Here is a 16,292-nt window from a genome sequence, read left to right on the forward strand (position 1 = left end):
CCGAATCAGTAGGTCCGAGCTTTTGGTTCAAAGGCATCCATGGTGGTTGGGGCAAAGTTTACCGCACGCTTGCCAACCCGTTTTTCCGCCGGGAAATACAGGGAATGACACAACCAGTTCTCATCGTCACGCTCCTGGAAGTCTTCGCGTGCGTGGGCGCCACGGCTCTCGGTGCGGGCTTCGGCGGCAATCGCTGTGGCCTCGGCAACCTCGAGTAGATTCTGCAGCTCCAGCGCTTCGATACGGGCGGTATTGAAGGCGCGGCTCCTGTCGTCCAGGCGCACCGTCTCAATACGCTCGCGCAGACCCGCCAGCTTCTTCACACCTTCCGCCATAAAGTCGCCGCGGCGGAATACACCGAAATGGTTCTGCATCACACCCTGCAGTTCTTTGCGCAGATCGGAGGCCTTTTCACCGGTCTCACTGATCTCCAGGCGGTTCAGGCGTGCCATGGCGGCTTCGATATCGGACTCGGAGGCTTCGCGGTGCTCAATCCCCTCGCGCAGGGCCTTCTCGATAAACAGGCCGGAAGCGCGGCCAAAGACCACCAGGTCCAGCAGGGAGTTGCCGCCGAGGCGATTGGCACCGTGTACCGAGACACAGGCCACCTCACCACAAGCGTAGAAGCCGTCGATGATATGGTCATTGCCGGCCGCATCCTGGGTAAGCGCCTGGCCGTGCACATTGGTGGGGATACCGCCCATCATATAGTGACAGGTGGGTGCCACGGGTATCGGTGCCTTCACCGGATCCACATGGGCAAACGTCTTGGACAGCTCGCAGATACCCGGCAGACGGCTGTTGAGCAATTCTTCTCCCAGGTGGTCGATTTTCAGCAATACGTGATCGCCCTCGGGGCCACAACCGCGGCCATCGAGCGTTTCAAGCACCATGGAGCGGGCCACGACATCGCGACCGGCGAGATCTTTGGCATTGGGCGCGTAGCGCTCCATAAAGCGCTCGCCGTCCTTGTTGATCAGGTAGCCGCCCTCACCGCGACAGCCTTCGGTCACCAGTACGCCGGCACCATAGATACCGGTGGGGTGAAACTGCCACATCTCAATATCCTGCACCGGCATACCCGCACGCAGGGCCATCCCCACACCGTCACCGGTATTGATATGGGCATTGGTGGTGGAGGCGTAGATTCGACCGGCGCCACCAGTGGCGAACACTGTCGCCCTGGACTTGATAAAGACGATCTCGCCATCTTCGATACATAAAGCGATCACACCGACAACAGCCCCATCCTGGTTCTTCACCAGGTCAATGGCAAACCATTCATTCAGGAACTCGGTATTGTGCCTGATATTGTTCTGGTAAAGGGTGTGCAGCAGAGCGTGCCCGGTGCGGTCTGCCGCCGCACAGGTGCGTGCAGCCTGGCCCCCGCGGCCGTAGTCTTTTGACTGGCCGCCGAACGGGCGCTGGTAGATACGGCCCACCTCGGTACGGGAGAAAGGAAGGCCCATATGCTCCAGCTCGAACACCGCCTCGGGACCCACTGAACACATATATTCGATAGCGTCCTGATCACCGATGTAATCAGATCCCTTTACCGTGTCGTACATATGCCAGCGCCAATCATCATTCGGGTCGGCACTGGCAATCGCGCAGGTGATACCACCCTGGGCGGACACCGTGTGTGAACGGGTCGGGAAGACCTTGGTGATGACAGCGGTTTTGTAGCCAGAGCGGGCCATCTGCAGTGCCGCGCGCATGCCGGCTCCACCGCCGCCAATTACAACCCCGTCAAAGGAAATAGTACGCATGTTCGCCATCGTTTATACACCCCAGAGAATTTCGATGCCCCACACCGTGTACAACACGGCAATTGCAGCCAGAGCCGTTTCCACAAACAGGCGCAGCGCCGTGGCTTTGCCACCCATCACCCGATTAGTGATGTAATCGGTGACAACAGACCAGAGGCCGATCCAGGCGTGAATAATGACGGACAGCAGGGCCACCAGACTGAACACACGCATCCAGCGCTGGGCGAACAACTCCGACCAGGCCTGGTAGCCAAAATCTTTTGCGAGGAAAATAAAGCCCACAATGAAGAGAAGATACGCGATCAACACCACCGCGGTAACGCGCTGGTACAACCAGTCGAAAGTGCCGCTACGGCCAAAGCTTGTTACTGTTCTTACCACAACCATACCCCCGCCAGTAGAATAAGAATGACGCTTAGCACCAGCACCGTGACAGCGCTGCGGCGGCCACCTTCCAGGCTCTCACCGATGCCCAAATCCATCAACAGGTGACGCACACCGGCCAAAAGATGGTAAATAAGGGCGGCCAGGGAAGCCCACAACACGACCTTGGCAGGTATGCTGTTGAATACGGCCGCCACATCGGCGAAACCCTGCGCCGATTTCAGGCTGACATCGAGCAAATAGAGCAACAGCGCGACGACCGCAAAGAGCACAACGCCGGAAATGCGGTGCAAAATCGAAGCCAAAGCAGCAGCGGGAAGCTGAATAGTGGAAAGATCTAGATTGACAGGTCTGTTTTTGTTCACAGGAAAAACACCTTGTTGCCCTGAACGACCGGGCGCCCGTTAGCTTTTCAATGGAGGGGCGAGCTGCTTGCTGATCACTTCGCACTCGACCCGGGTGAGTCTTATACAAAAGTAGCCGTACCGTGGCGCAAGCCGCGCGGATTATAGGCACTCGATAGTCAAAACACAACGAATGCCCTGAAACAGGCCCGCTTTGGGGGTCCCTGCAAATAGTCCCCTGGGACCACAGGATTTCCGTAGACTTTTATGCCTCCCTTCAGATAAAAGCTCCAGGGAGCCCGCCCTGTTACCGGATATCCTGTCGCAGCCAGACTGGCCGTCCACCCCTTTTGGTTTGACAATTTACGGTCCGGCACTTAAGTTTGGCCCCGCTCAAAAGGCTGCCAACCCAAGAGAACTCTGGGGAAGGGCCGCCAAAAGAACAGTTTTTTAGGAGTCCGCAATGTCCGATAAGAAAGCGCTACTCACGGTTGATGGTATTGACGGCGCTATTGAGATGCCCGTTCTCTCCGGCACCCTCGGCCCCGAGGTGGTCGATGTCAGCCGCCTGACCGGCAAGGGCTTGTTCACCTATGACCCGGGCTTCGTATCCACCGCTGCCTGCGAATCCAAAATCACGTTTATCGATGGCGCCAAAGGCCAGCTCTTACACCGCGGCTACCCTATTGAGCAACTGGCACAGCAGTCCGATTATCTGGAAACCTGCTACCTGCTGATGAATGGGGAGTTGCCCAGCGCCAAACAGAAAAAGGAATATGTTGACACCATCCTGTCACACACCATGGTGCATGAATCCCTGGTGAGTTTCTTTAAAGGTTTCCGCTACGATGCCCACCCCATGGCCATGATGTGCGGTGTGGTCGGCGCCCTCGCCTCCTTCTATCATGACTCCCTGGACATCAACAATCCGGAACACCGCGAAATTTCCGCACACCGCCTGATCGCGAAAATGCCGACCCTGGCCGCCATGTGCTACAAGCACTCCACCGGCCAGCCCTTTATGTACCCGGACAACAGCCGCAGCTACTCCGAAAACTTTCTGCACATGATGTTTGGCAACCCCTGTGAGTCCAGCAGGATTGACCCGATTGTGGCCAAGGCGATGGATATCATCTTCCTGTTGCATGCAGACCACGAGCAGAACGCCTCTACCTCTACCGTTCGCCTGGCCGGTTCCTCCGGCGCCAACCCATTCGCGTGCATTTCCTCCGGCATTGCCGCTCTGTGGGGGCCCGCGCACGGTGGAGCCAACGAAGCGGTACTGAATATGCTGCAGGAGATCGGTGATGAAAGCCGTATCGATGAGTTTGTGAAGCGCGCCAAAGACAAGAACGACCCCTTCCGCCTGATGGGCTTCGGCCATCGCGTCTATAAAAACTTCGACCCGCGCTCCCGCGTCATGCAGGGTATCTGTGACGAGGTTTTCGGTGCTATGGGTGTCGAGCATGACCCATTGCTGAAGATCGCCAGGAAACTCGAGAAGATCGCCCTTGAAGACGACTACTTTGTGGAAAAGAAACTCTACCCGAACGTGGATTTCTACTCCGGCATTATTATGAAAGCCATCGGCATCCCCACCGATATGTTTACCGTCATTTTTGCCACCGGCCGCACTGCAGGCTGGATTGCCCACTGGAATGAAATGATCTCCAACCCCTACAAGATTGGCCGCCCTCGCCAGCTTTACACCGGCCACACCCAGCGCGACTATACCCCCCTGGATCAGCGCTAGACAAATCAAGAATAAGCCCGGCAGTGCCGGGTTTATTCTTTTTCATCAACCGTAAACACAGGGGCTTTATCAATCTTTTGAGAATGCAATAAGCTCCTGCCCCGGAGTTGTGATACACCTCTCATCTTTCGTATCCCATCTGAATCAGGTCTCTATTCGGCATCAAAGCGCCTGTCATCCAATGTAAAATCCGCCACTCCCGGCCAGGGCGAAACAGTGCCGACCCCACTGGGCACTCCCCACATCCGCGGAACAACACACTCGCACAACGCACCAATCCATAATCTCTATCAAGGGTATGACACATGCTTAGCTTTCTTTCCGGTATGTTCCGAAGTGACAAGTCGAGAGACAGCGCAGATCTCGAAGAGAGATACACCCGCAGCGCCTACACCAGCGCCAAGGGGAGCCGGACCATCTCCTACGACCCCACACTCATCAAGGCCCTGGAAGACGACCATCGGAAACTGGTCGGCATTTTCCAGCGCATCTGGTCAGAGGGGTATGAGCAGCAAAATTATCGCCAGCTGTCCCAGCTACTCACCCAGTTCAAATCCACCTTCCAGGCCCACCTGATCAAGGAAAACGTGCGCTTTTATGTTTACCTGGAGCAGACGCTCGCCGGCGATACCCACACCCTACAGGTGGTGAAGGATTTCCGCTCCGATATGAACGAAATCGCCAATACGGTTGTACAGTTCTGCAAGCAGTACAACCACGAAGCTTTTACCCCGGAAATGGTTCGAGATTTTAAAATAGACTATCAGAAAGTTGGGGAGGCACTAACCCGCCGCACGGCCCTGGAGGAAAAGGAGCTCTACGTTCTTTACCAGCCATCCTGAGGATTATTCGTGAAAATATCCGGGGGTAAGCCGTGACTGACCTACTTTTGTAATCAGGCAAGACCCGGCCGCTACGCAACACTGTGTAATGCAGGGCCCGACCGCTAAAAGCTTGTGCAGCCGTCAGGGATGGGGCCGCATGACTTCAGCCCCTTTGCCACCACCCCGCGAAACCCATTCACAAACGCTCAAAAACTGACCGAAAGCTTCACTTTACAAAATAAATCGATTAACACCTCATTGGACATTTCCCCCTTTCCACCTCCAAAAGTATGCGGTGACAACCAGATAGCGTCACCTACCGCACCAAACTCCCTAAACAGCCTTTTCTTCATCGCCCTCATTCAACACTAGACGTTTATTTAATTTTGTTTAAATATAGAGGAATTAGAGTTTAAAAAAAAATCTTCCTGTGGGATGTGGGTCTAATTGGTGTTCAAAGGTTTGTGGTTTAAAAAAAGAATAACAGTCGGACCCGTGGCGAAAGCTGAAGGACTTGGGGGGATGTATGACTGAACTAGACAGTTCACCTGTTCAGCAATACTCACCAGATAACACGTACACAAGCAATAACAGCTATCCAATTTACGTTATTGTGGGCACAGGGCCGGTTGGTGTCCGCTGTGCGCAAAAACTGTTGGAGTTTTGTGATGAGGCGCAAGTTGTTATCTATGGGGCCGAGACGGAATCGCCCTATAACCGGGTAAAACTTTCACAGTACCTGTCCCGCCATGTGGAACTGGCGGAGCTGGACAACCCCATTCTTGGCAGGCGTGACCACAGGCTGGCCGAATATATCGACCGAAAAATCCTCTCCATTGACCGCACTCAAAAAACTGTGACCGACGCTGCGGGAAATACACAGCCTTACACCAAATTGATTCTGGCTACCGGCTCCAATCCGGCCATTCCCCAGATTGCCGGCACCGATCTTCCCACTGTCTACCCCTTTCGCAGCCTGCGTAATACCAATGATTTGGTCAGCCTGCGTGATCGGCACGCCGATATTTGCGTCATAGGCGCCGGTGCATTGGGACTTGAAGCCGCAACCGCGTTAAAAACCCCAAAGAACACGGTCACTTTGCAGTCGCGGGGGTATTTGCTCAGTGGCCTGCTTGGCGAAGAGGGCGAAGCATTCCTGAAGTCCTCGCTCTCTGCGCTCGGTGTAAATCTCAAAATGGGCGATTCGCTGCAAGCGATCGAAGCGGATGGCAAAAAGTCCAGGCTGCGATTTGCCAGTGGCAAAACCCTGAGTGTAGATGCCATAGTGTTGTGTACCGGGATTCAGCCTGAAGTCACGCTCGCGCGACAGAGCGGGTTGGATACACAACGCGGCATTGTTGTCAATAAATGGATGCAAACTTCCGACCCCGACATCTATGCCGTGGGCGAATGTGCCGAATTTGATCAAAAAATTTACCAATTGGTACGCCCCGGTTATGAGCAGGTGGAGAGTTGCTGCTCCCATATTCGTCGCAATCACGGCGGAGCATTGTTACAGCGCCCCTATACCGGGAGCTATACCGACATCCAGCTCAAGATCGCCCACATCCCCTGTGCCATTATCGGCGACGTTGCTGTAGACAATATCGAGTACCAGCAGAACTTACAAAGAGACGCTTACCGCAATCGTTTCAAAGGAGTGTATCGCCAACTGTTTGTCAAAAATGGACGTATTCTCGGCGCAGTCTATATCGGCAGCTGGGATGAGGCCAACGACCTGCGCCAGGCTGTGGCACAGCAGGAAAAAGTCAACCAGCGCACTCTTAAGAACTTCGCAAACACAGGCCGTCTGTTTGGAAAACAGACGGCCACCAGTATCAAGCACTTCCCCGATAGCTACCTGGTCTGCCAGTGCAACTCGGTCAGTAAAGGGGACCTGTGCAAAACCATATCCGAGGGCAAGCGCTCCCTGAATGAATTGCAGCAGGCCACAACCGCCGGCTCCGTATGCGGCAGCTGCCGCCCGCTGATGGCAGAGTTACTGGATACTCCTGCGCCCAATCTGGTGATGCGTCACGCCAGGGGGATACTAATCACATCCGCATTGTCCCTGCTCCTTATTGCGCTGGCATTTTTGATGCCGGCTGCACCGGTTCCCGATACGGTACAAACAGCCTTTTCCTGGCAGAAACTCTGGTACGACAATTTCTGGAAGCAGGTTACCGGCTACACCATTCTTGTTCTGTGCCTGCTGACAGCAGCGCTCAGCATACGAAAACGCTGGAAGAAATTCACTCTTGGCCATATGGATCACTGGCGCTATGCGCACAGTGTGATTGGTCTGATATCTCTTCTTGCCCTTGTGGTTCACACGGGGTTCCGCTTGGGAGAAAGCCTGAACCTGGCACTGATGCTTGTTTTTCTCACCGCGACCGCAACCGGTTCGCTTGTCGGTGTGTTTATGGCACGCAACCACCACTGGACAGACCTGAAACTACGCGAGCACCGCAAATGGTGGTCTCGTGTCCACTATGCCCTGCTGTGGGCACTGCCGGTACTGCTCTCCTATCATATTCTTGCGGTTTATTATTTTTAAATGAAATCCTATCAATTTAAATTCTGGCATTATGGCTTGCTGCTAACCTTGGCCGTGGGTTCGTTGGCTGCGTATAACCTGGAAGTTGCCGACAAATCCCTGTTTATCACCGGGGAAATGAGCCATGGGCACCACCAGATAGAGCTGGACTGCATGTCGTGCCATACCGATGGCTTTGCGGGCGAGGAGGCCATGCAACAGTCGTGTCTGAATTGCCATGCCGAGGAACTGGAACTGGCCGATGATTCCCACCCGCGAAAAAAATTTCTCGACCCGAGAAATGCGCAGCTACTGGAGACACTCGATGCGCGCCAGTGCATCAGCTGCCACACCGAGCACAAACCGGAAATTACCCGCGAGATGGGCGTCAGCCTGGCTGGGGACTTCTGCTTTCATTGCCACAGCGATATTGCACAGGAACGCAATAGCCATAAAGAATTCGGTTTCGAAACCTGTGCCAGTTCCGGCTGCCATAACTATCACGACAACGGTACGCTCTACGAGGACTTCCTGATTGCCCATGAAGGGCAGCCGGATTTGTTGGAGGATGCCCATTTGCCCGCCCGAACCGCGATGCAGATGTGGCTGCAGGAACACCCGCACAAACAACCACTGCAACTGGAACAAGCTGACCTGGATCTGAAAAGCGGCTCAAGTGCGGATATCCGCGCGGCCTGGGCGCAAAGTGCGCACGCCAGATCCACGGTCAACTGCAGTCACTGCCACACCGACAACAAACAGCAGTTCAGCAGCCTTGACGTGGTGGAGCAGTGTGCAAGCTGTCACAGCGAACAGAGGGAATCCTTTATCCAGGGCAAACACGGGATGCGCCTGTCCTCCAAACTTTCACACGGGCTTGTTGAGCGCACCGGGGCCATGTCACCACTGCAGGCAAGAATCCCCATGCAGGCGGATGCCTCGGGGGAATTGAACTGCATCAGCTGCCACGACGCCCATTCAGTCAATGTGCACTATGCCGCAGTGGAAGCCTGCCTTGGCTGTCACAGTGACGAGCACAGTCTGGCCTACAGGGACTCCCCCCATTTCAGTACCTGGGAAAACAATCCTGAAAACGGTGTCAGTTGCGCCAGCTGCCACCTTCCACGGGAGCCCCATGACGGTCAAATCGTGGTCAACCACAACCAGAACCACAACCTCCGTCCCAATGAAAAAATGCTGCCCGTCTGCCTGAACTGCCACGGGGCGGAGTTTGCCCTGGCCGCCCTGGCTGATAAAAAGTTGATCACACAGAATTTCAAGCATAAGCCTGCGGAGAAGCACCAGACCTTTGATCTGATTCGCGACCGTATTGCGAGAATGTCCAACAGCAAAAACCAGAAAACCAAATCCCAATAGGAGGGGAACACTATGCGTATTGCCGCTTGTTTTGTCGCCGGTCTGGCCCTGCTCACTGGCTGTGAAAAGAACCAGGGAATTGCGCCCGAGCGAATGGCGGATGCCATCTTTGCCGTCATCGAAGCAGACAGGGCCAACTACACCAACCAGGTCGTGAACCGTTTGCAAAATGAAGAAAAAGTCCTCGATGCCGATGAGCACTGGCAGGATAAGAAGCTGCTGCCTTTACCCGCGCAAATGATGCGTATGGGGGCGGAGCGTGTAGCGGAAAAAAACTCCGGCTTCAACTACGCCCTCCTATCCCTGTGGCCGGTCAACAAACAAAACAAACCACGCACCGAATTGGAGAAAAACGGGCTACAGTATGTGATCGATAATCCCGGTAAAAATTTCTACGGGCGCGAGAAACTGGGGGGGACCGAATACTTCACTGCAGTTTACGCCGACGTGGGTGTTTCCCCGGCCTGTATCAGCTGCCACAATGATCATGTGGACAGCCCGCGCAATGACTTTGAACTGGGGCAGACCATGGGCGGTGTTGTGATCCGTATCCCACTGTAAACGCCCGCCTTGCAAAATTGCAAAGCTGCACCGGGGGTCAGCCCGCCTACTTGCCCCTGAGGCACAAACAGCACGATTGCACCGCTGAACCAGAGGCCGCCACAAAAAAAAGCCGCAACAGTAAAGGCGGCTTTTTTTGTGGCTGTATAAATCAGTCCATCATCTTTTGGCCGCTGCAGCGCCGTCTTTCTTCTCGGGTGCCGGAAAGCCACGATCGCGCATCAACGCTTCAATGCGGGCATCGCGACCACGGAAAGCGCGGTAGGCTTGGGCCGGGTCCATGGCATTGCGCGGCGCGAACAGGTGCTTCACCAGTCTGCCAGCCACCTCCTTGTCATAGAAGCCGCCTTCGGATTCGGCGAATGCCTCGGAGGCATCAGAAGTCAGGACATCGGCCCACATATAGCCGTAATAGCCCGCGGAGTAGCCTTCACCGGAAAAGATATGGCCAAAATGCGGCGTGCGGTGACGCATAACCAGCTCTTGCGGCATCCCCAGCTCTGCCAGTGTTTCGCGTTCGAACCTATCCGGATCCAAACCTTCTGGATCGGCCGTATGCAGCCTCATATCCATTAATGCGGACGCCAGGTACTCCGTTGTGGCAAAGCCCTGGTTGAACTTGGACGCCTTTTTGATCTTGGCAACAAGATCCTCAGGAATCGGCTCGCCGGTTTTATAGTGCACCAGATAGTTGTCGATCACCGCATCGGTAGAAAGCCAGCGCTCCAGTAACTGCGATTGGAACTCGGTATAGTCACGCACGCCGCTGTTCAGGGTCGGGTATGTCACATTGGAGGCGAGAAAGTGTAGTGCGTGGCCAAACTCGTGGAAGAAAGTTTCGGCATCGTCCCAGCTCACCAGTACCGGCTCGCCGGCTGACCCCTTGATAAAATTGGAGTTGTTGGAAGACAGCACGGTCTTTTTGCCGTCGAAGGTGGAGTGATCGCGGTACATAGTGGCCCAGGCACCGGAGCGTTTTCCGGTGCGGGCAAACGGGTCCAGGTACCAGAGCCCGATATGCTCACCACTGGTCCTGTCAGTAACTTCCCAGACTTTTACGTCTTCGTGAAAGACCGGAACGGTACCCGCTTTCACCGGGGTAAATTCGAAGTTGAACAGCTCACCGGCCACGTAAAACATGGCTTCGCGCAGCTTGTCCAATTGAAGATACTGTTTCACTTCGTCGGAATTCAGATCGTATTTGGCTTTGCGAACTTTTTCCGAATAGTAACGGTAATCCCAGGGCTCAATGGTAATGCCGGCTTTCTCGGCATCCGCAACCGCCTGCATATCCGCCACTTCCTCCTCCACGCGGGCTACCGCCGCCGGCCACACGGCTTCCATCAGTGTCAAAGCCCGCTCGGGGGATTTGGCCATACGATCCTGCAAACGCCACTGGGCATAATTGTCAAAGCCCAGCAGGCTGACACGCTCATCACGCAGCTTAAGGATTTCGGCAATGATGGCATTATTGTCACGTGTGTCGCCGTTATCACCGCGGCTGTAATAGTTGCTCCATACCTGCTTGCGCAGGGCGCGGTTATCGGAATAAGTCAGGAAGGGGTCCATGGAAGAGCGGGTATTAGTGATCGCGTATTTACCCTTCTCGCCCTTTTCCTTCGCCAGAGCAGCCGCTGCAGCAATATAGGAGTCGGGCAACCCGGCAAGTTGATCCTTATTCAGGAAAATATCGTAGCCTTCCTCATCCGCCAATACATTGTTGGCAAACTTGGTATACAGCTCCGCCAGGCGCTGGTTGATCTCGGCGTAGCGCTCTTTTGCTGGACCTTTCAGGGTCGCGCCATTGATTGCAAACTGGGTGTAGATCAACTCGACAACACGTTTCTGTTCAGCGTCCAGATCCATGGATTCGCGCTGGTCATAAATCGCCTTAACTCGCTTGAACAGTTGCGCATTCTGGGTGATCTTGGATTCGAACTCAGCCAACTGGGGAGCCAATTCCTGTTGGATCTTGCGGAATTCCGGGGAGGACAAGTTGCCACTCCAGATACCATAGTAGGAAAACACACGCCCCAACTCGGCACCGCCGCGCTCCAGCGGCACAATGGTATTGGCGAAGGTCGGCTCAGCCGGGTCAGCAGTAATTGCATCAATCTCTGCCAGGTTCAGCTCAATCCCCTTCTCGATCGCAGGTTTGAGATCTTCAAGGCGCATCTTGTCAAACGCGGGCACCCCACCGTAAGGACCCATCCACTCCGCCAATAGGATATTGCCGGCTTGTTGGGCGCTTGCAGCCGAAGATTGTTCCGCTTTCACAGTATCTTTAGCAACCTCACCCTGTTTTGCCTTTTGATCACAGCCCCCCAGGGTCGCCAGACCCACGGCTGCGGATAGTACAATCAGTGCCTGACGCATTTGCTACCCCCTTTATTTAGTACCTTGTCATAGTTTTAGGGGCCAGAGTTTAACCCCAGTTGGCCTGTTCCGGCCAATCTTATCGTCTTTGCCTGCCGGGACTGCGATTAATAGAGGATTCCACGCGACAGTCCCCTCTTAATTAGCCGCTTTGTAGAGGTATGTTTTTATTTAGCATCACTTTGGTATCGACTTTTTAAGTGTATTCTTTATAAATAGGATTAATAATGCCCCCTTGCCTACCCCTCGATAACACCGACCCCAGCGCGTACCAGCGCCAGCTGCCTTTCGGGGTCGAGGGGGTGTCAGGGGGGAACAGGAAAAGTAACAGCCCCTTTATCTTACCAGCCTGATGGCCCAATATCTGCCCAAGCAGTGTCTGAGCAGACTTTCCGGCATCGGCGGCGTCTGGAGAGACTTAGACAATACCAAACAGGCTGTTTCAACAGGCTTGGCTTAAGGCGGTCATCGGGGATACTGTTTTGAGCAAAATAAAAAATTTCCAACTCGTTAAAAAATACTCAATCGGCAGGCCCTACAGCCCTTTTAAAAGGGTTTTTAGCAAGCTTTAACGCACCACTTCAGAATAATTTTCTTTTCATAACAAACGGCAGTCTTTTAAGAAGGCTGTACGAATTGAATCTTGAAATACCAACCCCTAAAGCCTGTGCAAATATTGTTATTGCTTGTTTAGGTATCCTTCTAACAGGTTGTTGAAAAGTCCTTCCATGACCTTTTTCAACTCGGGTTTGCGGCGTATGTCCGCAAACCCACCACACCAAATCAAGCCGTTACCTGCTTGATTTGCAGCTCGCGCATCCCTGTTCAGGTTGGCAGGCTGCTGAAAACCGTACTTTTAGGCCAATAGGGGCAGAGCAGTCTATTTTTTATTTTTGCGAGATGCCCAGGCATGAAATGGGTGTGCAAATCCACTCACCCCCAAGCCCCAAAACACGCTTTTTATGGGCGGTAAACGCCTTGTCATACTCTGCACCCTGCCAGCCATTTTGCCAAGCATGCGGGCCAATGCCAACGATACGCCTTTGCCAATTAGTGCAGCCTGTGAAAGTCGGCGGCTTTTTTTACTGCCTCCGAGCGACGATTTTTATTGCATCATCGCGCCACATTTTTCACTTTTGGATGGGCTAACGCCATCGGTTGTCCTCACCTCTGGCCCACGTAAATCAAAAACGCCCCCAAGTCAGATCAAAGCTTCCCTGCTACCGCTTATTCAGCCCCCCTTATCGTAGAAAGTGGCGGAGGGCTTGCCCCCTTATGGTAAAAACGGATTCTGATCTGACAACGCGGGAGCGCTGCCTGCACAGCCGAGCGGTATCGGCTGCACCAGGTACCCGACAGACAGACAGACAGACAGACAGACAGACAGACAGACAGAACACAATAATGATAATCATTGATGAGATTCGCGAGATGAGAGATTCTGGCTCCGGTCATTCACGCTGTAAAAGCGGCACCTACTTTAACCGCACCCTGTTGGCAGTCTGTATCGCTGCCGCCACCCACGGGAGCAATGCACAAGATACGCAAACGCCGGGGCCTCTGGAAGAGGTCACTGTGGAAGGTGTCAGAGGCTCCCTGAAAAATGCCCAGGATATCAAACGGGATGCAGCCACCGTTGCCGACGCCATTTCCGCTTCGGATATCAATGCCCTGCCAGATAAGAGTGTTCTAGAGGCCCTGCAGCGGGTTCCCGGCATTTCCATCGAACGCTTCGCCGCTGTAGACGACCCGGATCATTTCTCCATAGAAGGCAGTGGCGCGGCGCTGCGCGGCATGGCACAGAGCCGCAGCGAGTTCAACGGCAGGGACAGTTTCTCCGCGAACAACGGTAGCGGGCTCAATTTCCAGGACGTGCCGCCGGAGCTGATGGGTTCAGTGGTTATATACAAGAATCAGACGGCCGACATGATTGAGGGCGGTATCGCCGGGACCATCAATCTGGAAACCCGCAAACCCTTCGACAGCGATCGACAACAGCTTGCCTTCAGTGGCGCTATGAACTATACGGACATGCGCGGCGAATCCACACCCGATTTCTCCGGTCTGTACAGTAACCGCTGGCAAACCGAAATGGGGGAATTCGGTTTTCTGATCAGTGCCGCCGACTCAGAACTGCGCGTCAGCAATAACTCTGTGGGCCAGGGTGCGCCCCAATTGCTGGATATTCCCGATGTCGGTGAGCGCTGGGTGCCCATCAATGCCGGCGCGCGCATGGTAAACCAGGATCGTCACCGGACCGGCGGCAGCCTGGTCTTGCAGTGGGCCAATCCCGCCGATACCACCCTGGCTACCCTGGAGTATGTGCGCTCCGATGCGTCCACTACCTGGTTCGAAAACGCCCTCCAGTCAGACGACACTGTGGGAACGCCCAGTGCGGACAGTGTGTACACTGGCGATCGTTTTGTCTCAGGAACCCTGGAAGGCGCCGACCGCTATAATAGCTTCGCGCGCCGTTCGGTAACCGACACACTGGTAGAAGACCTCTCCCTGAACCTGGCATTGCACCCGACCGACCGACTCCACATCGCGTTTGACGCCCAGCTTGTGCAGGCGCAAACCCAAGTGCTGGATCTGTCCATCTTCGGCAATACCCGCGCAGACGTAGAAGTCGATTTCTCGGGAGACTCGCCGGAGGTGAACTTTATTGCACCCGTGGGTGTGCCACAATCCAGTGCAGCGTATTTCACCGACCCCGCCAATTATTTCTACCGCGCCGCGATGGATCATATCGAAGACAGTGACGGCGAAGAGAAAGCGCTGCAGTTGGATATGGAATACGATATCGACCAGGGCTGGTTTCAGTCCCTCAAAGGGGGGCTGCGCGCCTCAGAGCGGGAACAAACCACCCGCTGGTCCACTTATAATTGGGGTGTCCTGTCGGAAACCTGGGCCGGCGGCATGAAATTCTTTAACGGTGTCCACGATACCAGCCCCTGGGACGGCCAGCCGGGAACCGGCACCTACCCCGCCCCGGCCCACGATCCCTTCGACTTTAACGACTTCTTCCGCGGCAAGACGCCCGGAGTTGCCGGTGGCACTATCCTGGTACCGGGTGCTGACCTCCTGGCAGACCACGAGACATTCCGCTCAGAATTGGGGCGCATTTTTGGCTTTAGCAGCCTGAAAGACCGCAACGATCTGGTGGACGGAATCTTCACCCAACCGGAATACAATCCGGTCAGGGAAGAGCGTCAGTCCGCTTATGTGATGGCAAATTTTGCAAGCCCGGACAATGTCCTGAAAGGAAATTTTGGCCTGCGCTATGTCACCCTGGATTACACCACTGCCGGCGGCGTCTCCTACTCCACCATCAGCGCCAGTTTGCCGCTACCTGCAGATGACCTCGCCTTCTTCAATGGCGACAGCTACCTGACCAGCAGTGCGGCCAGCCATTCCCATTGGCTGCCCAGCCTGAATGTAAAATACAATATCAATGATGAATGGCTAATGCGATTTGGCGCCTCCCGGGCGGTCGCTTTCCCGGATATGGGTATGTTGCGCGACAGCATGGACGTTTATGCCATTGTCACCGAGGTGGATACCGACGGAGATGGTATTGAAGACGCCGCGCGGGTCTCCGATTACCGCGCCGGTACCGGCAACCCCTTCCTCAAGCCAATGACGGCACAGAACTACGACGTCTCTCTGGAGTGGTATTTCAGTGATGTAGGCGCGCTCTCCGCATCGCTGTTTTACAAGGATATTTCGGATTTCTTTGTCAGCGGTGCCTTCCCCAGAGCAGTGACCAACAACAGCGTTACCAAGACGGTGGAGGTGGATGGAGCGGTCAATCTCGGCGACGGCACTGTGCGCGGTTTCGAGGTGGCTTATCAGCAATTCTTCGATCAGCTGCCCGGTGCCTGGAGCGGCCTCGGCCTTCAGGTCAACTACACCTATGCAGACGCCAAGAGCGTACCCAACCCGAACCTCAGCACCAACGATGGCAACGAGGTCGCGGTCGCGTTCGAAAACCTGCCGCTGCAGGGCATGTCCGAGCATACCTACAACCTGGTGGGATTGTACGAATACGATGACATCAGTGCGCGGCTGGCCTGGAACTGGCGCTCCGAGTATTTACTGACCACCCGTGATGTGATCACCAAGTTGCCCATCTATAACGGTGACAGTGGCCAATTGGATGGCTCTGTTTTCTACAACCTTAACGACCATGTGAAGCTGGGTCTTGAGGCCACCAATATTCTGGATCAGGTCACCGAAACGCAGATGCAGGTGGACGCCGACGGCACCAGGCTCGGCCGCTCCTGGTTTATCAACGACCGTCGCATTGCCGCGATTATCCGCATCAACTTCTGATAACCGCAGAGTGATACAAGGCCAAGGTGCGCA

General features: G+C 54.8%; 10 protein-coding genes. 6 read left to right on the forward strand and 4 right to left on the reverse strand.

What is annotated here, in order from left to right; genetic code table 11:
- Positions 1-5: 5 nt before the first annotated feature.
- The 3 genes from sdhA to sdhC are packed head-to-tail and all read right to left on the reverse strand — an operon-like array spanning position 6 to position 2,518.
- Positions 6-1,778 (reverse strand): succinate dehydrogenase flavoprotein subunit, encoded by a 1,773-nt coding sequence (gene sdhA / locus ACL7TT_RS05245; protein WP_413393717.1) that lies wholly within the window; start codon positions 1,776-1,778, stop codon positions 6-8.
- Positions 1,779-1,781: 3 nt separating this feature from the next.
- Complete coding sequence (sdhD, locus tag ACL7TT_RS05250; RefSeq protein ID WP_299945414.1) at positions 1,782-2,150, reverse strand: succinate dehydrogenase, hydrophobic membrane anchor protein; 369 nt, start codon at positions 2,148-2,150, stop codon at positions 1,782-1,784.
- Positions 2,144-2,518, reverse strand: coding sequence for a succinate dehydrogenase, cytochrome b556 subunit (gene sdhC, locus ACL7TT_RS05255; RefSeq protein ID WP_299945411.1), 375 nt, complete (start codon positions 2,516-2,518; stop codon positions 2,144-2,146). The genes sdhD and sdhC overlap by 7 nt, the downstream gene beginning before the upstream one ends.
- A gap of 442 nt (positions 2,519-2,960) precedes the next feature.
- On the opposite strand from sdhC, the gene gltA reads away from it, so the two are divergent.
- The 5 genes from gltA to ACL7TT_RS05280 all read left to right on the forward strand — a co-directional run bounded on the left by gltA (position 2,961) and on the right by ACL7TT_RS05280 (position 9,548).
- Positions 2,961-4,250, forward strand: coding sequence for a citrate synthase (gltA, locus tag ACL7TT_RS05260; RefSeq protein ID WP_299945408.1), 1,290 nt, complete (start codon positions 2,961-2,963; stop codon positions 4,248-4,250).
- Between the two features lie 305 nt (positions 4,251-4,555).
- Positions 4,556-5,092, forward strand: a complete 537-nt coding sequence (locus ACL7TT_RS05265; RefSeq protein WP_299945405.1) for a hemerythrin domain-containing protein — start codon at positions 4,556-4,558, stop codon at positions 5,090-5,092.
- A gap of 508 nt (positions 5,093-5,600) precedes the next feature.
- Positions 5,601-7,631, forward strand: a complete 2,031-nt coding sequence (locus ACL7TT_RS05270; protein ID WP_413393720.1) for an FAD-dependent oxidoreductase — start codon at positions 5,601-5,603, stop codon at positions 7,629-7,631.
- Positions 7,632-8,987 (forward strand): cytochrome c3 family protein, encoded by a 1,356-nt coding sequence (locus tag ACL7TT_RS05275; protein ID WP_413393722.1) that lies wholly within the window; start codon positions 7,632-7,634, stop codon positions 8,985-8,987.
- 12 nt (positions 8,988-8,999) lie between these two features.
- Positions 9,000-9,548, forward strand: a complete 549-nt coding sequence (locus tag ACL7TT_RS05280) for a Tll0287-like domain-containing protein (RefSeq protein ID WP_413393724.1) — start codon at positions 9,000-9,002, stop codon at positions 9,546-9,548.
- A 159-nt stretch (positions 9,549-9,707) separates the two neighbouring features.
- Here ACL7TT_RS05280 and ACL7TT_RS05285 read toward each other — a convergent pair whose 3' ends face one another.
- Positions 9,708-11,924, reverse strand: a complete 2,217-nt coding sequence (locus ACL7TT_RS05285; protein ID WP_413393726.1) for a M3 family metallopeptidase — start codon at positions 11,922-11,924, stop codon at positions 9,708-9,710.
- Between the two features lie 1,404 nt (positions 11,925-13,328).
- Here ACL7TT_RS05285 and ACL7TT_RS05290 point away from each other — a divergent pair.
- Entirely contained in the window at positions 13,329-16,259 is a 2,931-nt protein-coding gene (locus ACL7TT_RS05290; RefSeq protein WP_413393728.1) for a TonB-dependent receptor, read from the forward strand.
- Positions 16,260-16,292 lie beyond the last annotated feature (33 nt).

The sequence above is a fragment of the Microbulbifer jejuensis genome (assembly GCF_047289955.1).
Classification (GTDB): domain Bacteria; phylum Pseudomonadota; class Gammaproteobacteria; order Pseudomonadales; family Cellvibrionaceae; genus Microbulbifer.

Coding starts and splice junctions, on each gene's coding strand:
- ACL7TT_RS05270 (WP_413393720.1), top strand. CDS start 5,601: ATGACTGAACTAGACAGTTCACCTGTTCAGCAATACTCACCAGATAAC.
- ACL7TT_RS05285 (WP_413393726.1), bottom strand. CDS start 11,924: ATGCGTCAGGCACTGATTGTACTATCCGCAGCCGTGGGTCTGGCGACC.
- sdhA (WP_413393717.1), bottom strand. CDS start 1,778: ATGGCGAACATGCGTACTATTTCCTTTGACGGGGTTGTAATTGGCGGC.
- gltA (WP_299945408.1), top strand. CDS start 2,961: ATGTCCGATAAGAAAGCGCTACTCACGGTTGATGGTATTGACGGCGCT.
- ACL7TT_RS05265 (WP_299945405.1), top strand. CDS start 4,556: ATGCTTAGCTTTCTTTCCGGTATGTTCCGAAGTGACAAGTCGAGAGAC.
- ACL7TT_RS05275 (WP_413393722.1), top strand. CDS start 7,632: ATGAAATCCTATCAATTTAAATTCTGGCATTATGGCTTGCTGCTAACC.
- ACL7TT_RS05280 (WP_413393724.1), top strand. CDS start 9,000: ATGCGTATTGCCGCTTGTTTTGTCGCCGGTCTGGCCCTGCTCACTGGC.
- ACL7TT_RS05290 (WP_413393728.1), top strand. CDS start 13,329: ATGATAATCATTGATGAGATTCGCGAGATGAGAGATTCTGGCTCCGGT.